Annotated in this window: 15 protein-coding genes; 4 read left to right on the top strand and 11 right to left on the bottom strand. The window is 59.6% G+C overall.

What is annotated here, in order from left to right; all coding sequences use genetic code 11:
• Positions 1–100: 100 nt before the first annotated feature.
• A complete protein-coding gene (locus PSH64_RS19920) occupies positions 101–721 on the bottom strand; it encodes a DJ-1/PfpI family protein (RefSeq protein ID WP_305478340.1) in 621 nt (206 codons plus the stop codon).
• Between the two features lie 126 nt (positions 722–847).
• Between PSH64_RS19920 and PSH64_RS19915 the strand changes: the two genes are divergently transcribed.
• Both PSH64_RS19915 and PSH64_RS19910 read left to right on the top strand, forming a co-directional pair.
• The gene (locus tag PSH64_RS19915) at positions 848–1402 is read left to right on the top strand and encodes a TetR/AcrR family transcriptional regulator (protein ID WP_305478339.1); all 555 of its coding nucleotides are present in this window, start codon (positions 848–850) and stop codon (positions 1400–1402) included.
• A gap of 374 nt (positions 1403–1776) precedes the next feature.
• Positions 1777–3138, top strand: a complete 1362-nt coding sequence (locus PSH64_RS19910; RefSeq protein ID WP_305478338.1) for an MATE family efflux transporter — start codon at positions 1777–1779, stop codon at positions 3136–3138.
• 15 nt (positions 3139–3153) lie between these two features.
• Here the strand turns inward: PSH64_RS19910 and PSH64_RS19905 are convergent, their stop codons facing one another.
• The 7 genes from PSH64_RS19905 to PSH64_RS19875 form a co-directional block, all read right to left on the bottom strand.
• On the bottom strand, positions 3154–3903 hold the full coding sequence (locus PSH64_RS19905) for an SDR family oxidoreductase (RefSeq protein ID WP_305478337.1): 750 nt from the start codon (positions 3901–3903) through the stop codon (positions 3154–3156).
• A 381-nt stretch (positions 3904–4284) separates the two neighbouring features.
• Positions 4285–5220, bottom strand: coding sequence for an SdiA-regulated domain-containing protein (locus PSH64_RS19900; protein WP_105347082.1), 936 nt, complete (start codon positions 5218–5220; stop codon positions 4285–4287).
• The gene (locus PSH64_RS19895; protein WP_305478335.1) at positions 5217–6737 is read right to left on the bottom strand and encodes a glycosyltransferase family 39 protein; all 1521 of its coding nucleotides are present in this window, start codon (positions 6735–6737) and stop codon (positions 5217–5219) included. The genes PSH64_RS19900 and PSH64_RS19895 overlap by 4 nt, the downstream gene beginning before the upstream one ends.
• 3 nt (positions 6738–6740) lie before the next feature.
• Positions 6741–7019 carry a lipid-A-disaccharide synthase N-terminal domain-containing protein gene (locus PSH64_RS19890; protein ID WP_105347077.1) on the bottom strand — a complete coding sequence of 93 codons (279 nt, stop codon included), beginning with the start codon at positions 7017–7019 and terminating at the stop codon, positions 6741–6743.
• Positions 7016–7756 (bottom strand): glycosyltransferase family 2 protein, encoded by a 741-nt coding sequence (locus PSH64_RS19885; RefSeq protein WP_105347074.1) that lies wholly within the window; start codon positions 7754–7756, stop codon positions 7016–7018. Before PSH64_RS19885 ends, PSH64_RS19890 begins: the two co-directional genes overlap by 4 nt.
• Positions 7757–7805: 49 nt before the next feature.
• A complete protein-coding gene (locus PSH64_RS19880) occupies positions 7806–8783 on the bottom strand; it encodes an NAD-dependent epimerase (protein ID WP_105347072.1) in 978 nt (325 codons plus the stop codon).
• Positions 8784–9062: 279 nt separating this feature from the next.
• Entirely contained in the window at positions 9063–9851 is a 789-nt protein-coding gene (locus PSH64_RS19875; RefSeq protein WP_105347249.1) for an alpha/beta hydrolase, read from the bottom strand.
• A 336-nt stretch (positions 9852–10187) separates the two neighbouring features.
• Between PSH64_RS19875 and PSH64_RS19870 the strand changes: the two genes are divergently transcribed.
• On the top strand, positions 10188–11006 hold the full coding sequence (locus tag PSH64_RS19870) for an aldo/keto reductase (RefSeq protein WP_305478333.1): 819 nt from the start codon (positions 10188–10190) through the stop codon (positions 11004–11006).
• A gap of 134 nt (positions 11007–11140) precedes the next feature.
• On the opposite strand, the gene PSH64_RS19865 is transcribed toward PSH64_RS19870, so the two are convergent.
• The 3 genes from PSH64_RS19865 to PSH64_RS19855 all read right to left on the bottom strand — a co-directional run bounded on the left by PSH64_RS19865 (position 11141) and on the right by PSH64_RS19855 (position 14896).
• A complete protein-coding gene (locus PSH64_RS19865) occupies positions 11141–12961 on the bottom strand; it encodes a DAHL domain-containing protein (RefSeq protein WP_305478332.1) in 1821 nt (606 codons plus the stop codon).
• Positions 12962–13132: 171 nt separating this feature from the next.
• Positions 13133–14116: a zinc-dependent alcohol dehydrogenase family protein gene (locus tag PSH64_RS19860; protein WP_105347064.1), complete on the bottom strand. Its 984-nt coding sequence runs from the start codon at positions 14114–14116 to the stop codon at positions 13133–13135.
• 33 nt (positions 14117–14149) lie between these two features.
• The gene (locus PSH64_RS19855; RefSeq protein WP_105347062.1) at positions 14150–14896 is read right to left on the bottom strand and encodes a cyclic nucleotide-binding domain-containing protein; all 747 of its coding nucleotides are present in this window, start codon (positions 14894–14896) and stop codon (positions 14150–14152) included.
• Positions 14897–15110: 214 nt separating this feature from the next.
• On the opposite strand from PSH64_RS19855, the gene PSH64_RS19850 reads away from it, so the two are divergent.
• Entirely contained in the window at positions 15111–17492 is a 2382-nt protein-coding gene (locus PSH64_RS19850; protein WP_305478331.1) for a phosphoketolase, read from the top strand.
• Positions 17493–17506: the final 14 nt, after the last annotated feature.

Below are 17506 nucleotides of genomic sequence, written 5' to 3'. Positions count from 1 at the left end.
ACGACTAATTAGACGACATGCCATGTCGCGTTTCTTGTTGCGATGGTTTGTCGATGTCCACGCCTTGATGAAGTCCAGAGCCTCGCTGAGCGAGCATGGATTAACTGGATGTTGTTGAGGCGCCAACTTCTCCTTGTCGGATACTGAGCCCGATCAAGGCATCATAGAGCTCTTGCTGCCCAGCTGGCAGAACAGGGAGCAACGTCGCACGGCGCTTGTCGACATCGAACCAGGATTCAACCAACCATCCCACCAGATAGAGCGCCGAAAGGCATCCGCCAGCGGATGCAACGTTCCCCTGGCATACAAGAGGCTGGTCCATGGGCTCAAGTCCCAGAGCTTGCAAGCTCGATCGTGCCTCCGGGTGTGTAGTTGCTTGGCCGCTGAGCAGCCCAAGCCGTTCGAGAATGAAAGCTCCGGCGCATATGGAGCCGATTCGCTGGCGTCTGGAGTCAAGTTCAAACGACGGCAGGAAATCTGGGGCGGCAAGTGCAGCGGGTATCCCTTCCTTGCCGCTGACGAACAATACCGCGTCGGCACTATTGGCCTCGGAAAGCGGACCGTGCACCGAAACAGGCAGGCCGTGCGCCGATCGCACGATAGAGCTGGAACCCAATATTCGGACGTGCCAGTCCTCGGTGTTGCGGCCTAAGATGTCCCACATCAGGAATAGGTCGATATCAGTGAATTGGTCGAAAGCAACCAGAACGATTTTCTTCAAGGCGAGCTCCATGAAAAGTGCTGGCGTGCAAAACGCAACGGCCATCTTTGCTGGTGTTCGCAGCGTATCAATCGGTTGCGCACCATACACAGTCTGTATGGCGCTAAATATGGAGCGAAGTAACTGGTGAGAAAACTAACTCGTAGCCATTGGATCGCGGCAGGTTTTGAGGCCCTCGACCAAATAGGGCATATTGGCGTTTCGGCCGAGAGTCTATCGCGCCGTTTGAATGTGACCCGCGGATCGTTCTATCACCATTTCCGCAATCGCGAAGACTTTGTCCGCACCTTGCTGGCCGCTTGGGAAGAAGACTACACGGAGCGCATGCTCGCTTATGCGGCGCAGGGTCGTAGCGCGGGCGAAACCTTGAAACGCTACTTGAGTATTGCCGCTGAGAAACAGCCTGGGCGGGAAATTTCCATCCGAGCCTGGTCGCTGCACGATCCGTTGGTAGGCGAGTTTCAGCAGCGTGTTGACACAAGACGACTGGACTTCGCGATACGGACGTGCCGCCGTTTGGTCCATATGCCAGGCCAAGCAGAAGTGATTGGTCAGGTGGCCCATCTGTGTCTGATTGGTGGTCAACAGGCAGGGCTGCGGCGTGATGCCGTTCGCTTCAACAGTTTCCTGCATCGAGCTTTTTCACTTTTCGAAGGGGCTCTTCCACCGTGGCGGGCCTAGGTCATGAGCTGAATTGGGTAACCGAATAAATAGAGGTCGCGTGCCACTGCAAATGTGTTTGGGGCAGGGCCGTCGCTACCAATCTGCAACGCTTCAAGCCTTCGCGCGCTATAGCAATGGCGATTAATGGGGACTTCGCAGGCTCTGGAGAGCGGGAAGAGGGAAGAGGGAAGAGGGAAGAGGGACAGTACCCAGGATGGACCAGCGTAAGGAGGGTAGCGGTTACCTGTCCACTGTCCGTTTCTGGTTGAATCCACAGCTGAAAGCAGCCATTACTCATGCTATCCAAATCCGGGAAAAACAGGACCGCGTTATTCCCAGAGCCCTAGCGTAGAATTTCCAAAACGCCAGCCCCCACCCGAGACGGACCCTCAATGCAAACCCCAGCCAAACCCCAACACCCCCTCTGGCAAACCTACCTCCTGTTCCTCGCCCCCATGGTCCTCTCCAACTTCCTCCAGTCCATGTCTGGCACCATCAACAGCATCTACATCGGCCAATTGCTCGGCACCCAGGCGTTAGCGGCGGTATCGGGCATGTTCCCCGTGGTGTTCTTCTTCATCGCCCTGGTCATTGGCCTCGGCGCGGGCGCTGGGGTGTTGATCGGTCAGGCCTGGGGCGCCCGTGAGCCGCATCTGGTGAAGGCTATCGCCGGTTCGACGTTGCTGTTGGGGGCGATGATCGGGTTGGTGGCTGCGGTGTTGGGCAGTGTGTTTGCCCGGCCGGCGTTGCAGGGGTTGGGCACGCCGGGGGATGTGCTGGATGATGCGGTGGCGTATGCGCATGTGATGATGTGGATCTTGCCGTCACTGTTGGTGTTTGTGTTGTTCACGCAGTTGCTGCGTGGGGTGAGCGATACGCTGTCGCCGTTGTTGGCGCTGGTGGTGTCGACGTGTGTCGGGCTGGCGCTGACGCCGGCGTTGATTCTCGGGTGGTTGGGGTTGCCGCCGATGGGGATTCAGAGTGCGGCGTGGGCGGGGTTGGCGGGTAACTTGTCGGCGATGGGGTGGCTGGCGTGGCGGTTGATTCGCAAAGGGCATCCGTTGGCGCCGGATCGGGAGATGTTTACGGCGATGCGGCTGGATCTGGTCATCCTTGGCAAGGTGTTGCGCATCGGGCTGCCGACCGGGTTGCAGATGGTGGTGCTGTCATTGTCGGAGCTGGTGATTCTGGCGTTGGTGAACCAGCACGGTTCCCAGGCGACGGCGGCGTATGGGGCGGTGACGCAGATCGTCAATTACGTGCAGTTTCCGGCGCTGTCGATTGCGATCACGGCGTCGATCCTTGGCGCGCAGGCGATCGGGGCCGGGCGCATAGAGCGCATGGGGGCGATTTTACGCACCGGGTTGTTGATCAATGTGTGCCTGACCGGTGGTTTGGTGGTGTTGGGTTATCTGCTGTCGCACTGGTTGCTGGGGTTGTTTCTTACGGATGATTCCACCCGGGCGATGGCCGAGCACCTGTTGCACATCATGCTCTGGAGCCTGCTGGTGTTTGGCTTTCAGGCGATTGTCGGCGGCATCATGCGCGCCAGCGGCACGGTGTTGGTGCCGGTGGCGGTGTCGATCGTTTGCGTGGTCGGGGTGCAGTTGCCGGTGGCGTATCTGCTGGATGCGCGCTTCGGGCTGCCAGGGGTGTGGATGGCGTTTCCGGTGGCGTATCTGGGCATGCTGATGCTGCAGACCCTGTATTACAAAATGGTCTGGCAGCATCAGAAGATCGAGCGGTTGGTATAAGCCCTCGATTGAAGGTTAAACGCTGCTCTTGAGCCAGGTCTCGAAGCGCGTCGGCCCGACGATGGGGTGCTCTCCCGGTGTCAGCGAGTGGTCATCGATCGGCGCGCCGAAGTAGGGGACCGTGTCATCCGGTTGGGCCTGGCGCGGGTCGTTGGTGTGTTGCAGAAACAAGCGCACGAACTCCACCAGCGGCCAGCGCTCAGGCCCGGCCACTTCCAGGGTGTTATTGCTCGGCGCTTGCACGGCGACTTTCGCCAGCGCCATCGCGACATCGGTTGCGGCAATCGGCTGCAACTCGGCGGAGGTCAGGCGCACGGTGTCGCCGTCCTGCACGCCCGAATGGGAAATGGCCCCGATGAACTCGAAGAACTGCGTAGCCCGCAGGATCGTGTAGGGGATGCCGGAGTCCTTGATGAGTTGTTCCTGGGCCATTTTTGCCCGGAAATAGCCGCTGTCGAGCATGCGCTCGGTGCCCACCACCGACAGCGCGACATGGTGTTTGATGCCGGCGGCCTTCTCGGCGGCGAGCAGGTTGCGCCCGCTGGTTTCGAAGAACTCGAGCACGGCGGCGTCTTCGAAGGAGGGTGAGTTGGCCACGTCGACCACCACGTCGGCGCCTTGCAAGGCGTCTTGCAGGCCCTCGCCGGTGAGGGCGTTGACGCCGGTGCTCGGTGACGCGGCCAGGGCTTCATGCCCCAGGTCTTGCAGGTTTTTGCAGAGCTGCCTGCCGATCAGCCCGGTACCGCCAATGACGACGATTTTCATGACGAGACTCCCGATGCTTGCGCAGTGGGTTGCGAGGTGTCAGTCCCGCGTGCGCGTCGTGTGGCTGGACGGGTTGAGGGGCTGGCTTTGAATCCTGCAACCATTAAAGACCCGGAGTCGGTTTAGTGGTGCAAGGAGCGGGAGGTTGTCCGATAGGTGGTCGCAACCGCCGTTGGCACTGCGGCTAAAGCTACTCCAAACGGGTGGGAGATTATTTATCCGGTGGTGTGGCTGGAAGTTGGAGGGTGTTTTTGCGGGCCTCTTCGCGAGCAAGCCCGCTCCCACAGTTGATCTGTGTTGGTCACATTTCGTGATCACAGCAGATCCAGTGTGGGAGCGGGCTTGCTCGCGAAGAGGCCGGCCCATCCAGCACAAAACCCATTAATGCTTCTGCTGATTCTCCGCCACAGCGGCCTTCGATTTGCTGAACCGGTAGAACAGATTGGGCTCGCTCACAATGTACAGCTCGCCGGAGGTGTCCATGGTCATGCCTTCGGCTTGCGGTATGGTTTTTTTCAGGTCATTCAGGCCGAGCAGGGAGCGGAAGCTGACAAAGTTGCCGTCCTGGTCCAGTTCGGTCACGTTGCTGGATTGCTCGCTCAATAACAGCAAGTGACCGGTCCGCGGATCGTAGTAACCCTCGGAAAGATCCAGGCCGAAGACGCTGCGGTCGATCCAGTGGGTCAAGTCCTTGATGTGGATCTGCAACGGGCCGCCGATGGACGTCAGCATGCCCGTGACCGTAAACAGCTGCCGCGGATCGCGTTCCTTGATCGCGAAGATACGATCATTGGCCGCATCATAGGTCACGCCTTCAAAGCCCTTGTTGTGTTCGCTCAGGTTGATCTCGATGGCGACAAAGGGGGCGTTTTCCACATGGATGGGGCCAGGGCTGTCCGGCAAGGTGACGACGTACAGTCGTTGCAACTGTTCATCGGCGATCACTACGCGTCCGTTGCCCATGTAAGCAAGGCCTTCGGTGTCCTGGAAGCCGATCAACGGGTAACGTTCGAGCAGATCACCATTGCGGCTCATGGCCACAATCTGCATGGGCACACCATTGGTGATACCCAGCAGACGATCGTGCTCCGGGTCATAGGCAATACCGGACAGATTGGTGATGTCCGCGACAGGTTTTGCCTGGATCACCGCTTTATAGTCCGGCAGCCAGATATTTTTATCCGGCGCCTGATTGCCATGCCAAAGGTTTTTCCAGTACGCGTACAGCTGCTGGTGGACCATGAAACGAGCGGAAACCGCATAAGCGCCAAGCAGTACAACAATGAAAAATATCCCCAGCGTCCCTCTCTTGCTCATGACTTGTCCTTGTCCCAGCTGAAGCGATAGACCTTTGCGGGTTGTCCGGGCTGGCATTTGCCGTTATCGGCATCGGCGCCGACGATCGACCACTGCGCACGAGACGTTTCGCCCAGCTCATGGGCGGCCTGGGGATTGAAACACTGGCTCAGCACTTCGTCCGGGACCAACGCGTAGGCGTCACGGTGTTCGCGCAGCCACAACGCCGCTTGTTCGACCGAGGAGTTGCTCATCCCGAAATGCACGATCGGCTGGCGGGCGAATAACCAGTGGCCCTCGCGCCAGTCCACCAACACCAGCTCGGCGCCGTGGGTCATGGTTGCCGCCTGCGCCATGATCGCTTCATGAGGGTTGGGGCCTTCCTTGATCGGCTCGATGAAGCCGCGGGCGAACCATAGAGCAAACCAGGTCACCACCAGCGCCTGGAATACCCGCATACCCCGCGGGCGCTTGGCGAACCAGCGCTTGAGCAGCCAGGGAATCAGCGGCGCCGCCACCAGTGCCAGCCCCGGCAATGCCGGATAGATGTACAACTTGCGCTTGCCGGTGCTCAGGCAGAAGAACAGCACCACCAGCACGACCCAGCTTAACAACACCAGCACTCGACCGTCATGCTTGCGCAGTTGCTTGCGCCAGGCTGGCACCAGCCACGGCAGGGCCAGCACCAACGGCAGCCAGTATTGCGGGATCACGTTGACGAAGAAATACCAGAACGGTTCGCGGTGGTCCCACGCGGCGGCATAGCGTGCCGCCGTCTGGCGCAGCAGGATTTCTCGCGCATAGGCGATTTCTTCCGCGGAGCCATTGAGCACAATGGACAGTGCCAGTGGCAGCAGCCAGATCGCGATGGCGCCGAGCGCCACCAGAAAGCCCAGGAACCACTTGCGTTTCTGGCCGGGCATGGCCACTACACCGGACCAGTTCTTGCGCACCGCATAGGCATACGGAATCAGCATCAAGGCCGGGACGAAGCCGACCCCTTTGGTGATTATGCCAATGCCCATGGCGGCGCAGCCCACGTAAAACCAGCGCCAGGCCGGCCCGAGCAGCAGGTGCCGCGCCAGTCCGTACAGGCCCAGGGACGTGAACAGAATCAACAGGCTGTCGATCTGGCCGGTACGCAGGATGCTGTAAGTCTGGTACGTGGCCAGGTACAACAGCGCGGCTATTCGACCGATGTGCTGATTCCACAGCCGGCGGCCCAGGTCGTAGACCACGGCCGTGACCGTCGCCGCCGACAACATCCCCGGAATATACAGGGCGAGGGCGGGCAGGCCGGTGAGCCACGCGAAGAACGCCACCATCCACATGAAGACCGGCGGTTTATCGCCATAGATTTCCGCAGCGCGGTGTGGGATGAACCACGAGCCGTTGTGCAGCATTTCCAGCGCTACGCCGAGGAAGCGTTCCTCGTCCACGTTTTGCGGTTGACGCAGCCCCAGGCCAGCGCCGATCAACAGCAAGGCAAGCAGCACCAGGCCCAGGCATTCAATGCCAGGCGACAGGGTTTTACGCATGGCTCAGTCCTTCAGGTGTTTGCTGCGGGCAATCAATTGCAAATTGCGCAGATAGACAATGGAGCCAAAGGCCTGGCCGGCGATGAACACCGGGTCTGCCCGGTAAATGGCATAAGCGAGCAGCAGGGCGCTGCCGACAATGCTCAGGTACCAGAAACTCACCGGGATCACGCTGCGTTTTTTGTATTCGCTGTACAGCCACTGCAGGATGAAGCGACCGGTAAAGGCGATCTGGCCGGCGAAACCGACCACCAGCCACAGGGTTTCGCGGGAGAGGTTCATCCTTCGATCTCCTGCGCGTTGGTGTTCAATCGCGTGCGCTTGATCAGCCACCACACACCGAACAGGTCGAGAATGCCCACGAGGGCGCGGTCGATGTTGCCGTATTTGGACACCCCGGCGGTGCGGGGCCGGTGGTTGACCGGGTGGACGATCATTCGGCCGTTGTGACGCTGGATCAGCGCGGGAATGTACCGATGCATGTGGTCGAAGTACGGCAGGCGCAGAAACGCCGCGCGCTCGATCAGCTTCAGCCCGCAGCCGGTGTCCGGGGTATCGTCATTGAGCAGGCGGCGGCGCAGCCCGTTGGCGAAACGCGAGGCCCAGCGTTTGCTCGCGGTATCGCGGCGGTTGACCCGGTGCCCGGCTACCAGCTGAACGTCGACCAGACCTTTTTCGCCGCGTACCAGTGCCAACATCCCCGGGATGTCCGCGGGATCGTTTTGACCGTCGCCATCAAGCGTGGCCAGCCATTGCCCCCGGGCGGCGATTGCCGCGTGGTAGAGCGAGGTGCTTTGCCCCAGCGAGCGCTCATGGCGCAGGATGCGCAATGTATCCAGGCCGTTGTTTTTCAGCTGCCGCAGTTCATGCAAGGTGGAGTCGGTGCTGCCATCGTCCACCACAATGATTTCGTAGGCCTCACCGTTCAATGCGGCGTGGACTTCCTCAAGTAACGGCTTGAGGTTGTTTGCTTCGTTCTTTGCTGGAATCAATACAGATACAAAAATGTCTTGGCTCATAGAGTCCTCTCCCTTGCTCCCTGGTCTATTTTTATCAAGGGCTAACGTTTTATATCTGATAGAAGTGGCGATACCACTTCACAAATTCCGCTACACCTGTCGCAACCGTCACTTGAGGACGGAAGTCGACCCATTCGGCCAGTGCCGAAATATCGGCCCAGGTCTTGACTACATCGCCTGCCTGTAGCGGCATGAAGTTGCGTTGGGCCTTGATGCCCAGCGCCGATTCCAGGCAATCGACGAACTCCAGCAGCGGCACCGGTTGGCCGCGGCCGATGTTGAAAATCCGGTTTACGCCAGCGCCCGGCTCGTTCGGCACCGGCGGCTTGGAGCGCAGGCGGGCGACGCTTTCAACGATGTCGTCGACATAAGTGAAGTCGCGCGACATCTGGCCATGGTTATAGATGTCGATTGGCAAGCCTTTCAGGATCGCCTCGGTAAACTTGAACAGCGCCATGTCGGGGCGCCCCCAGGGGCCGTAGACGGTGAAAAAGCGCAGGCCGCTGGCTTTCAGGCCATAGAGATGGCAATAGCTGTGTGCCAGCAGTTCATTGGCGCGTTTAGTGGCGGCGTACAGCGAAATGGGATGATCGACGGCGTCTTCGACACAGAACGGCATTTTGCTGTTGGTGCCGTACACCGAACTGCTCGAGGCATAGATCAGATGTGCGGGGCGATGGTGCCGACAGGCTTCCAGCACATTCAGAAAACCCACCAGATTGGACTGCGCATAGACGTCCGGGTTGTCCAGTGAATAGCGAACACCCGCCTGGGCGGCCAGGTGCACGACCTCGGTGAAGGCATGGGCCTGGAACAACGCCATCAACGCCGGTTTGTCGACGATGTCCATGGTCTGGAAATGAAAGCCCGGCAAGGATTCCAGCTCCTTGAGCCGTGCCTGTTTGAGTTCCACGCTGTAGTAGTCGTTGAGGTTGTCGATACCGACGACTTCAAGGCCTTCTTGACACAAACGCTTGACGGTGTGATACCCGATGAAACCGGCGGCGCCAGTAACCAGAACAGTCATGAGGCCTGCGCCTGTGCGTGACTGATTCCCATCCTGCGCAAAGGATGCTTTTGCATCACAATCCCCTGTAAGTACTCGCTGATCAGTAGATTTTTTGGGCTTGTTACGACCATTGGCTCCATGCCTTGCTCCATTGTATGGGTAAAGTTCTGTGCAATGCACATCATGAGCCGCAGAACTGGCAGCCGTATACCCTGCCAGTTGAATTGTAAAAAAAACGTTAAGTATTTACTTCGTTTTTCTGACCACCTGCTTAAAGGCTTGCTGGTGTGATGGTGTTTACAACGCGGCACCGAGCATTTGCAGGTAGTGGGGGCTCTCGGAAATCGAGTTGTGGCCCACGTCCGGTATGACTTTTAGCGAGGCCACACCCTTGGCGAAATGTGTGTAGAGCCGCTCGGTGCTTGAGCGCGGTATGACTTCGTCGTGCCCGGCTGCGACCAGCAGCGTCGGGACCGTGATGTGAGCGGCGTATTTCCAGGATTCGAACTTGTCCCGAAGCAGCCACTTCACGGGGAACCAGGGGAACTGGCGCGCGGCGAGGTCTTCCAGGCTGTTGTAGGGCGTGATCAGGATCAGCCGCGAAGCCGGGCGCTGGCTCGCCAGGCGTACGGCAACGCCCGAGCCCAGGCTGCGCCCGACCACTGCAATAGTGGGATGGGTGTTGTAGACCAGGTCGAACAAGGTCATGGCATCCCGCTGAATCGCCTCCTCGGAGGGCGACCCGGTACTGCCTCCGTAACCTCGGTAGTGAAGCAAGTAGATCGAATAGTCCGCAAAAGCCTGGGAAAACGCCGGCAGGCTGCGGGAAACGTCCTCGGCATTGCCGCCAAAGTAGATCAACGCCTTCGGGCCGTCATGCAGCCTCACGGTCACCAGCACCCGGGCATCGGCAACTGACAATTCAAGAAGCGATTGGGGCGCGTCGATGGCGCGAGGTTGCGGGTAATAGATGAGGTTGCGTTGAAACACGAACAGCGCGGCGCAGAGCAGCAGGTATGCAATGGCGATGAAAGCGAAGAGAGACACCAGGGTTCGCGACATTCGGCTAAGTTTAGTGGACGGCATGGACTGCTTTGGGCCTTGAGACAGCGATTGCTTGAGCGTCGCCAGAGTGTAGTTCAGGAATGTCAGCCGCACAGGAGAGCCTCGGTGCGGACCTGTGGGAGCGGGCTTGCTCGCGAATGCGGTGTGTCAGGCGATGTCAATGTTGAATGTGATGCCGTCTTCGCGAGCAAGCCCGCTCCCACAGGGATTGCACTTCATTGACTGGCATTGGCCCATACCATGGTGGTTTTTACGCGTAGGAAAATTCTCGAACTGGCTGCCGGTGTTTCGGCAGTCTTCACCTTCGATCCGGCCTTTGCTGCATCGACGCCATCGACGCAAACAGGAGGCAAGAACATGCTGACCCGAGCCATTCCTTCCAGCAACGAGCCGTTGCCCATGGTCGGGCTGGGCACCTATCGCGGCTTTGATGTGGCGCCTTCCGATGCCGCTTACAAACAACTGCCCGCCGTGCTCAGTGCGTTGTTCGAGAAAGGTGCAAAGGTGATCGACAGCTCATCCATGTACGGTCGCGCCGAACAGACCACCGGTGAGTTGTTGTCGATCCATCGCCCTCGCTCGCCTGCGTTCCTGGCCACCAAGGTCTGGACCCGTGGCCGCGAGGAAGGCATTGCGCAGATGGAGCAGTCATTCAAGCTACTGCAAACCGACCGTATCGACCTGATGCAGATTCACAACCTGCTGGACTGGAAAACCCATTTGCCGACCTTGCGCCAATGGAAAGCCGAAGGGCGCATCCGCTACATCGGCATCACCCATTACACGGCCTCGGCCTACGACGAGGTGGAGGCGGTGTTAAAAGCCGAGCCAATGGATTTTCTGCAAATCAACTATGCCCTGGACGACCGTGCCGTCGAGAAGCGAATCCTGCCGCTGTGCCGTGAGCGCGGTGTGGCGGTGATCTGCAACCGGCCCTTGGGCGGCGGTGGTTTGCTCGCCCGATTGAAAGGCAAACCGTTACCGGGATGGGCCGCGCAAGTGGGGGTCAATAGCTGGGCGCAACTGGCGCTCAAGTTCCTGCTGGCTCATCCGGCTGTGACCTGTGTCATCCCCGGCACCGGCAACCCGCGCTACATGGCGGAAAACGCCGGTGCCGGTTTCGGCCCGATGCTCACGGATGCACAGCGCCAGCAGTTGATTGCGCTGGTGGGATAGGTGGGGTGGTGGGGCGACTAATACTAGTCACCCTGTGGGAGCGGGCTTGCCCGCGAAAGCGGTGTGTCAGGCAACATCAATGTCGACTGTGACGCCGTCTTAGCGGGCAAGCCCGCTCCCACAGGTGCTGCAACTTAACCAACGGGCATCACGGCGGCTGGCAACACCTGTACCGTCTCCAACGGAATCTCCAGGGTAAAAAGGGCTCCCCGGCCGGGCCCGTCGCTATGGACGCGAAGGTGGCCGTTCATTTCTACCGCCGCGAGCGCGCAGCTGTGCAGGCCGAACCCATGACCTTCCTTGCGTGTGGTGAAGCCGTGATTGAAGATGCGGGTCATGTTTTCGGCAGCGATGCCTTCGCCCTCGTCCTTGACGCTGAAGCACAGCGTTTTGTTGTCGATGATCCGCACGCCCAGCGTCATGCGGCGCTCGTGATCGCTGACCTTGGACAGCGCATATTTGGCGTTGCTGATCAGGTTGATCAGGATCAGCAGCAGTCGGTGTTTGTCGCCGATGATGGTCGGCGTGGCCTGGTAGTCTTTGGTGACCGTGACATGGTGCCGATTCAAGGCGCCGGAATTCATGCGTAATGCATCTTCGAACAGATCGACGACATTCAACGGCTCGACCAGCCGGGCGGCGCCGGCATAGGCCTGTTGGGTGGCGACGATGTCCTTGATGTGATCGATGCTTTTGGTGAGTTGCGCCAGTTCGTCAACGATGCTCGATTGCTCGATTGCAATGGAATCGACCAGTTGATTGAAGTAAAGAGGCAGCAGTTTGCCTTTTTCATCGTGCGTCATGAACTGCCCCAGGTCTTGGGCATGCTCGTTCATCATTTTTACCGCTTTACCCAGGCCGAGGGTTTTGCTGGTCGACAATTTACGGGTGATCAAATCCGCGGACACGTTAACGCTGTTCAGCACATTGCCGACGTTGTGCAGCACATTGGTCGCGATCTCCGCCATGCCGGCCATCCGCGCGGCATCGACCAGTTCGCGTTCGGCTTCCAGCAGTTCGCGGGTGCGTTCCTCGACACGTTGTTCCAGCCGCTCGTTGGCTGTCTGCAACGCGTTGTTCATCTTGTTGATCAGCGCATAACTGCGAATCAGGCGGACGGCCAGGTACAACAACAGCAGCGCCATGATGCCGGCGCATATCCCCAGGTAAAGGTGATACTGGCGGTCTGTCGCGCCTGTGCGCCGTTGTGTTTCGTTTAATAGCTCGTTGATGCTGTCCAGTTGCTGGGCGACAGGTATGACACTAATGCGATCAACCAGGTCATTGACCAGGGGCTGCTCTCGAACAATGGTATTTACAGCGTCTATAAAGGCAGTGAAAGGCGGGTGCCGTTCAGGCGGCAGTTGATTGATGTATTCACTCAGGCCTTGCACATGTCCGGAGATTTCCTCGGCCCTTTCATTGGATACATAGAGGGCGTATTCAAGGGTGTCCAACGTCAGATCGAACACCAGTGATGCCGCTGAAGCATGCTCCAATGGTTGTTTGTCGTTGAAATCTTCCCGCAGCGACTGAATGCGATCTTCCAGCTCAGGCAGGGCATCCAGCGAAGTTCGCAAAGCCGTGTTGTGCTGTTTGAATTGCTCGACCAATCGGGTTTTGTTTTCTACCGCATCCAGATAACCCTGGCGTCGGGTTTGCCAAAGGGGGGCGAGGGGACCGACCGCATTGAGGCTATCGAGCTGTGCCCAGCGTTCTTCCGCTTCTGGAGGCGCCAGGAGCAGCAGGTTGTTGTTCATGCCGATTTTGGCCCGCAGAATCTTCACGTTCCAGTTGGCATCGTATTGCTTGAGTTGACGCACGAAGTCCCGCGACTCGAAGTAGGTCGATGTCTCGTATGAGTAGGATTTGATCAGCAAAAATATCAATACGCTGAAGAGGGTCAGCGCAATGGCGGCCAAGGCAGACCATTTGTAATGATTAGACATTTTCATGACGGCATTCCTCCCTCATACAGGCCGTTCTGAGGGAGAGAGGCTGCCAACGGTTCATTAATTCCATTTTTGCGCTCCCTGCAAAATGGCGAATGATTGGCCACATTATCCGTAAGCCTAGCGGTATTGGCGGATAGCGCCGGAAAAAACACCGAATGGCTGGATCGGGCGTCAGGGGACGAGCACGATCGCCCCTTTGACCTGACCGGCTCTGAGGCTCGCCAGCGCCTGATTGGCATCCTCCAGGGCAAAACAGGTGACATCGCTGTGCACGGGCGTATGGCGCAGCTCGGCAAAAAACGCGGTGCCGTCTTCGCGGGTCAGGTTCGCCACCGAGCGGACGCTGCGTTCGCCCCATAACAGTCGATAGGGGAAGCTGGGGATGTCGCTCATGTGGATGCCGGCGCAAATCACGCAGCCGCCCTTGACGCTGGCTTCCAGCGCCAATGGCACCAGTGCTCCGACGGGGGCGAAGATCAGGCTGGCGTCGAGCGGGTGCGGCGGCGGCTGATCCGAGGGACCTGCCCACACGGCGCCCAGCGTCCTGGCATAAGCCTGGCCCTCGTGGTCATCCGGGCGGGTGAAGGCATACACCTGCTGTCCCCGGCCCCGCGCCACCTGAATCGCCAGATGCGCCGCCGCGCCGAAGCCATAGAGGCCCAGATGGCGTGCGCCTTTGGCCATTTGCAAGGCACGAAAGCCGATCAGCCCGGCACACAGCAGCGGAGCGGCTTCGGTGGCCGAAAGCGTGTCCGGGAGGGGGAAACAGAAGTGGGCATCGGCAACCGTGTAGTCGGCATAACCGCCATCCCGATGACAGCCGGTGAACTGTGCCCGGTCGCAGAGGTTTTCCCGGCCCGTGCGACAGAATGTGCACTCACCGCAGGTCCAGCCGAGCCAGGGAACGCCGACACGCTTGCCGACCCAGTCGGGCGCGACATCGGCGCCCACCGCGGTCACTTCACCGACAATTTCATGGCCCGGCACCCGCGGCAACACAGCTTGCGGCAATTCACCGTCCACCAAGTGCAGGTCAGTGCGGCACACGCCACAGGCCAACACCTTGATCAACAGTTGCTGCGCGCCGGGCTGCGGCACGGGACGTTCTTCCCGTTGCAGCGGCTGGCCGGGGGCATGCAGAACCATGGCGCGCATGACGATTCTCCAAAAGCCGATGCACCGCAGGCGTCAGAGGGGGGACTCCCGGTGGCAGCCGGCGACCAGTTGCTTGAGCCCGTCCAGATCCAGCACCTTGACGTTACGCCCGGAAATCTCGACCAGTTCCGAGTCCCGCAGATGAGCGATGCCCCGACAGATGGTTTCCAGACGCAGGCCCAGATACGAGCCGATCTCTTCGCGACGCATCTTCAGCACAAAGTCTCGGGACGAGTAACCCCGAATACTCAGCCGTTGCGACAGGTTCAGCAGGAAGGCGGCCAGGCGTTCATCGGAGTTCATGTTGCCCATCATCATCAGCAGGTTGTGCTCACGGACGATTTCCCGGCTCAGGATCTTGTTCATGTTGTGCTGCAGCGAGGGCAGCTCCAGAGCGAGCTTCTCCAGTTGGGTGAAGTTGAAGGGGCAGACTTCGCTGTCCTCCAGAGCAAAGGCACTGCAGGTGTGATGATCGTCGCTGATGGCGTCCAGACCCAGCATCTCGCCGGGAATCTGAAAACCGGTGACCTGCTCGCGACCGTCGACAGACAGCATGCTGGTCTTGAATGAACCGATCCGCACCGCGTAGAGCGAGCGCAACGGATCGCCGGCCCGGTACAGGGCTGCGCCTTTTTTAACCTTTACGCGCTGAATGATCAGGGTGTCCAGCCGTTCGACTTCGTTGCTGGTCAAGCCAATCGGCAGACACAACTCCAGAACGCTGCAATTGGCACACGCGGCTTTCAAATAATGATGTTGATACGGCCGAGTTTCAGGCATCGCAAAAAGTCCCCCTCACAGGAGCTTAGAGCATAGTTCGGATCCCCGTTTCAATCGGGCGTTTACAGATAGAGTCGATGAACGGGGAAAAGCTTGTTCCTGTTGAGCCGGGATAGACGGCCTAAGACTTGATGTAAATCAAGTCTTAGGCCGTGCAGACACCCAGAATCGACGCATGTCTTGCGGTTTACCCCAGGCCCTGGCGGAGGACGTCATGAGCGATTTTCTGAGTGCCGAGCAACTGGAAGGGCTGGATGCCTACTGGCGGGCGTCCAATTACCTGGCGGTCGGGCAGATTTACCTCAAGGACAATCCGCTGATGAAGGTGCCGCTGACGCTGGCGGATGTAAAGCCACGGTTACTGGGGCACTGGGGCACGACGCCGGGGTTGAACCTGATCTATACGCACCTCAATCGCCTGATCACGGCCTATGACCTGAACATGATCTTTATCGCCGGCCCCGGGCATGGCGGGCCGGCCATCGTCGCGCAGACCTACCTGGAAGGCACGTACACCGAATTCAACCCGTCGGTGGGGCGCAATACCAACGGTCTGGCCCGACTGTTTCGGCAGTTTTCCTGGCCTTATGGCATTTCCAGCCATGTGTCGGCGCAGATTCCGGGGTCGATCCATGAAGGAGGCGAGCTGGGTTACAGCCTGGCCCATGCCTATGGCGCCGCGTTCGACAATCCGGACCTGATCGTGGCGTGTGTGATTGGCGACGGCGAGGCGGAAACCGGGGCGCTGGCGGCCAGTTGGCACTCCAACAAGTTCCTCAACCCGGCGCGTGACGGGGCGGTCCTGCCGATTCTGCATTTGAACGGGTACAAAATCGCCAACCCGACGGTGCTCTCCAGCATCAGCGAGGAGGAGTTGTCGGCGTTGATGTACGGCTATGGCTACGATCCGTATTTCGTCGAAGGCGATGACCCGGCCGAGGTTCATCAAACCCTGGCCAGAACGCTGGACACCATCGTGCAGGAGATTCGCGACATTCAGCGGGGCGCGCGTCAACGATCGTCGTCCCGGACGCTGGAGCGGCCCCTGTGGCCGATGCTGATCTTGCGCACGCCCAAGGGCTGGACGGGGCCGACATTCGTCGATGGCCAGCGGGTCGAAGGCACTTGGCGGGCGCATCAAGTGCCCTTGGCCGACTTCCAGCAGCCGCAGCATCTGCGGCAACTGGAGGAATGGCTCCGCAGCTACCGCCCTGATGAATTGTTTGACGCCAATGGCACCCTTTTGCCCGAGATCGCGGCGTTGGCGCCGACCGGCCATCGGCGAATGAGCGCCAACCCCCATGCCAACGGTGGGCTGCTGTTGCGCGCGCTGGATCTGCCACGGTTCACCCAGTATGCGGTGAACGTCGAAGCGCCCGGTGCCCTGCGGGCAGAGGCCACGCGGGTGCTGGGCCGGTTTTTGCGCGACGTGATGAAATGCAATCTGACGTCGAGCAATTTTCGCCTCTTCGGCCCGGACGAAACCGCCTCGAACCGGCTGGATGCAATGTACGAAGTCAGTGCCAAGGCGTGGATGGAGCCGCTGGGGCCTGATGACGTCAATCTGTCGACCGATGGCCGGGTGATGGAGATTCTGAGCGAACAGGTATGCGAAGGCTGGCTCGAAGGTTACTTGCTGACCGGCCGACATGGGGTGTTTTCCTGTTACGAGGCGTTCATCCACATCGTCGACTCGATGTTCAACCAGCATGCCAAATGGCTGAAAACCGCCGCCGAAGTGCCGTGGCGCAAACCCGTGGCCTCGCTCAACTATGTGCTCACCTCCCATGTCTGGCGCCAGGATCACAACGGCTTCTCCCATCAGGACCCGGGCTTCATCGATCTGGTGGCGAACAAAACGGCGGACGTGGTGCGGATCTACCTGCCGCCCGACGCCAATTGCCTGCTGTCGGTGGCCGATCACTGCCTCAGGAGCCGCAACTACATCAACGTGATCGTGGCCGGCAAGCAGCCGGAATGGCAGTGGCTGGACATCGATGCCGCCATTCGTCATTGCCAGGTCGGCATCGGACGCTGGGACTGGGCCTGCCGCGATGACAGCGATCCGGACGTGGTGATGGCCTGTGCCGGCGACGTTCCGACCCTGGAAACCTTGGCGGCGGTCACTTTGCTGCGCGAATACGTGCCGGATTTGCGGGTGCGGGTGATCAATGTCGTCGACCTGATGGTCCTGCAGCCGTCGTACCACCATCCCCACGGTTTGCCCGACAGTGCCTTCGATGAACTGTTTACCGTCGACCGGCCGGTGATCTTTGCGTTCCACGGCTACCCCGCGCTGATCCACCGGCTGCTGTACAAACGCACCAATCATGAAAACTTCCATGTTCGTGGGTTCAAGGACGAGGGGGCGACCACCACGCCGTTCGACATGGCGGTGCTCAATAACCTGGATCGGTATCAGTTGGCCCTGGATGTCATCGAGCGCGTGCCCCGGCTGCACGATCAACTCCAGACCGCCCGGTCGCGTTACTGGGCGACGATGGAGAAACACAAGCTCTACCTCATCGAACACGGGCAGGACATGCCCGAAGTGATGCAGTGGCAATGGACGCCGGCGCCGGGCAATCAGGGCTGATGGACGGCGCCGGG

This window comes from Pseudomonas sp. FP1742 (genome assembly GCF_030687145.1).
Taxonomy (GTDB): Bacteria; Pseudomonadota; Gammaproteobacteria; order Pseudomonadales; family Pseudomonadaceae; genus Aquipseudomonas; species Aquipseudomonas frederiksbergensis_D.
The sequence above is the reverse complement of the archived record's forward strand: the minus strand, read 5'-3'. Positions and strand labels throughout refer to the sequence as shown.

Bases quoted from the DNA above. Each gene is read 5' to 3' on its own strand.
- PSH64_RS19860 (WP_105347064.1), bottom strand. From the start codon at position 14,116: ATGCGCGCCATGGTTCTGCATGCCCCCGGCCAGCCGCTGCAACGGGAA.
- PSH64_RS19880 (WP_105347072.1), bottom strand. From the start codon at position 8,783: ATGACTGTTCTGGTTACTGGCGCCGCCGGTTTCATCGGGTATCACACC.
- PSH64_RS19890 (WP_105347077.1), bottom strand. From the start codon at position 7,019: ATGAACCTCTCCCGCGAAACCCTGTGGCTGGTGGTCGGTTTCGCCGGC.
- PSH64_RS19870 (WP_305478333.1), top strand. From the start codon at position 10,188: ATGCTGACCCGAGCCATTCCTTCCAGCAACGAGCCGTTGCCCATGGTC.
- PSH64_RS19850 (WP_305478331.1), top strand. From the start codon at position 15,111: ATGAGCGATTTTCTGAGTGCCGAGCAACTGGAAGGGCTGGATGCCTAC.
- PSH64_RS19905 (WP_305478337.1), bottom strand. From the start codon at position 3,903: ATGAAAATCGTCGTCATTGGCGGTACCGGGCTGATCGGCAGGCAGCTC.
- PSH64_RS19885 (WP_105347074.1), bottom strand. From the start codon at position 7,756: ATGAGCCAAGACATTTTTGTATCTGTATTGATTCCAGCAAAGAACGAA.
- PSH64_RS19875 (WP_105347249.1), bottom strand. From the start codon at position 9,851: ATGCCGTCCACTAAACTTAGCCGAATGTCGCGAACCCTGGTGTCTCTC.
- PSH64_RS19900 (WP_105347082.1), bottom strand. From the start codon at position 5,220: ATGAGCAAGAGAGGGACGCTGGGGATATTTTTCATTGTTGTACTGCTT.
- PSH64_RS19910 (WP_305478338.1), top strand. From the start codon at position 1,777: ATGCAAACCCCAGCCAAACCCCAACACCCCCTCTGGCAAACCTACCTC.
- PSH64_RS19895 (WP_305478335.1), bottom strand. From the start codon at position 6,737: ATGCGTAAAACCCTGTCGCCTGGCATTGAATGCCTGGGCCTGGTGCTG.
- PSH64_RS19855 (WP_105347062.1), bottom strand. From the start codon at position 14,896: ATGCCTGAAACTCGGCCGTATCAACATCATTATTTGAAAGCCGCGTGT.
- PSH64_RS19865 (WP_305478332.1), bottom strand. From the start codon at position 12,961: ATGAAAATGTCTAATCATTACAAATGGTCTGCCTTGGCCGCCATTGCG.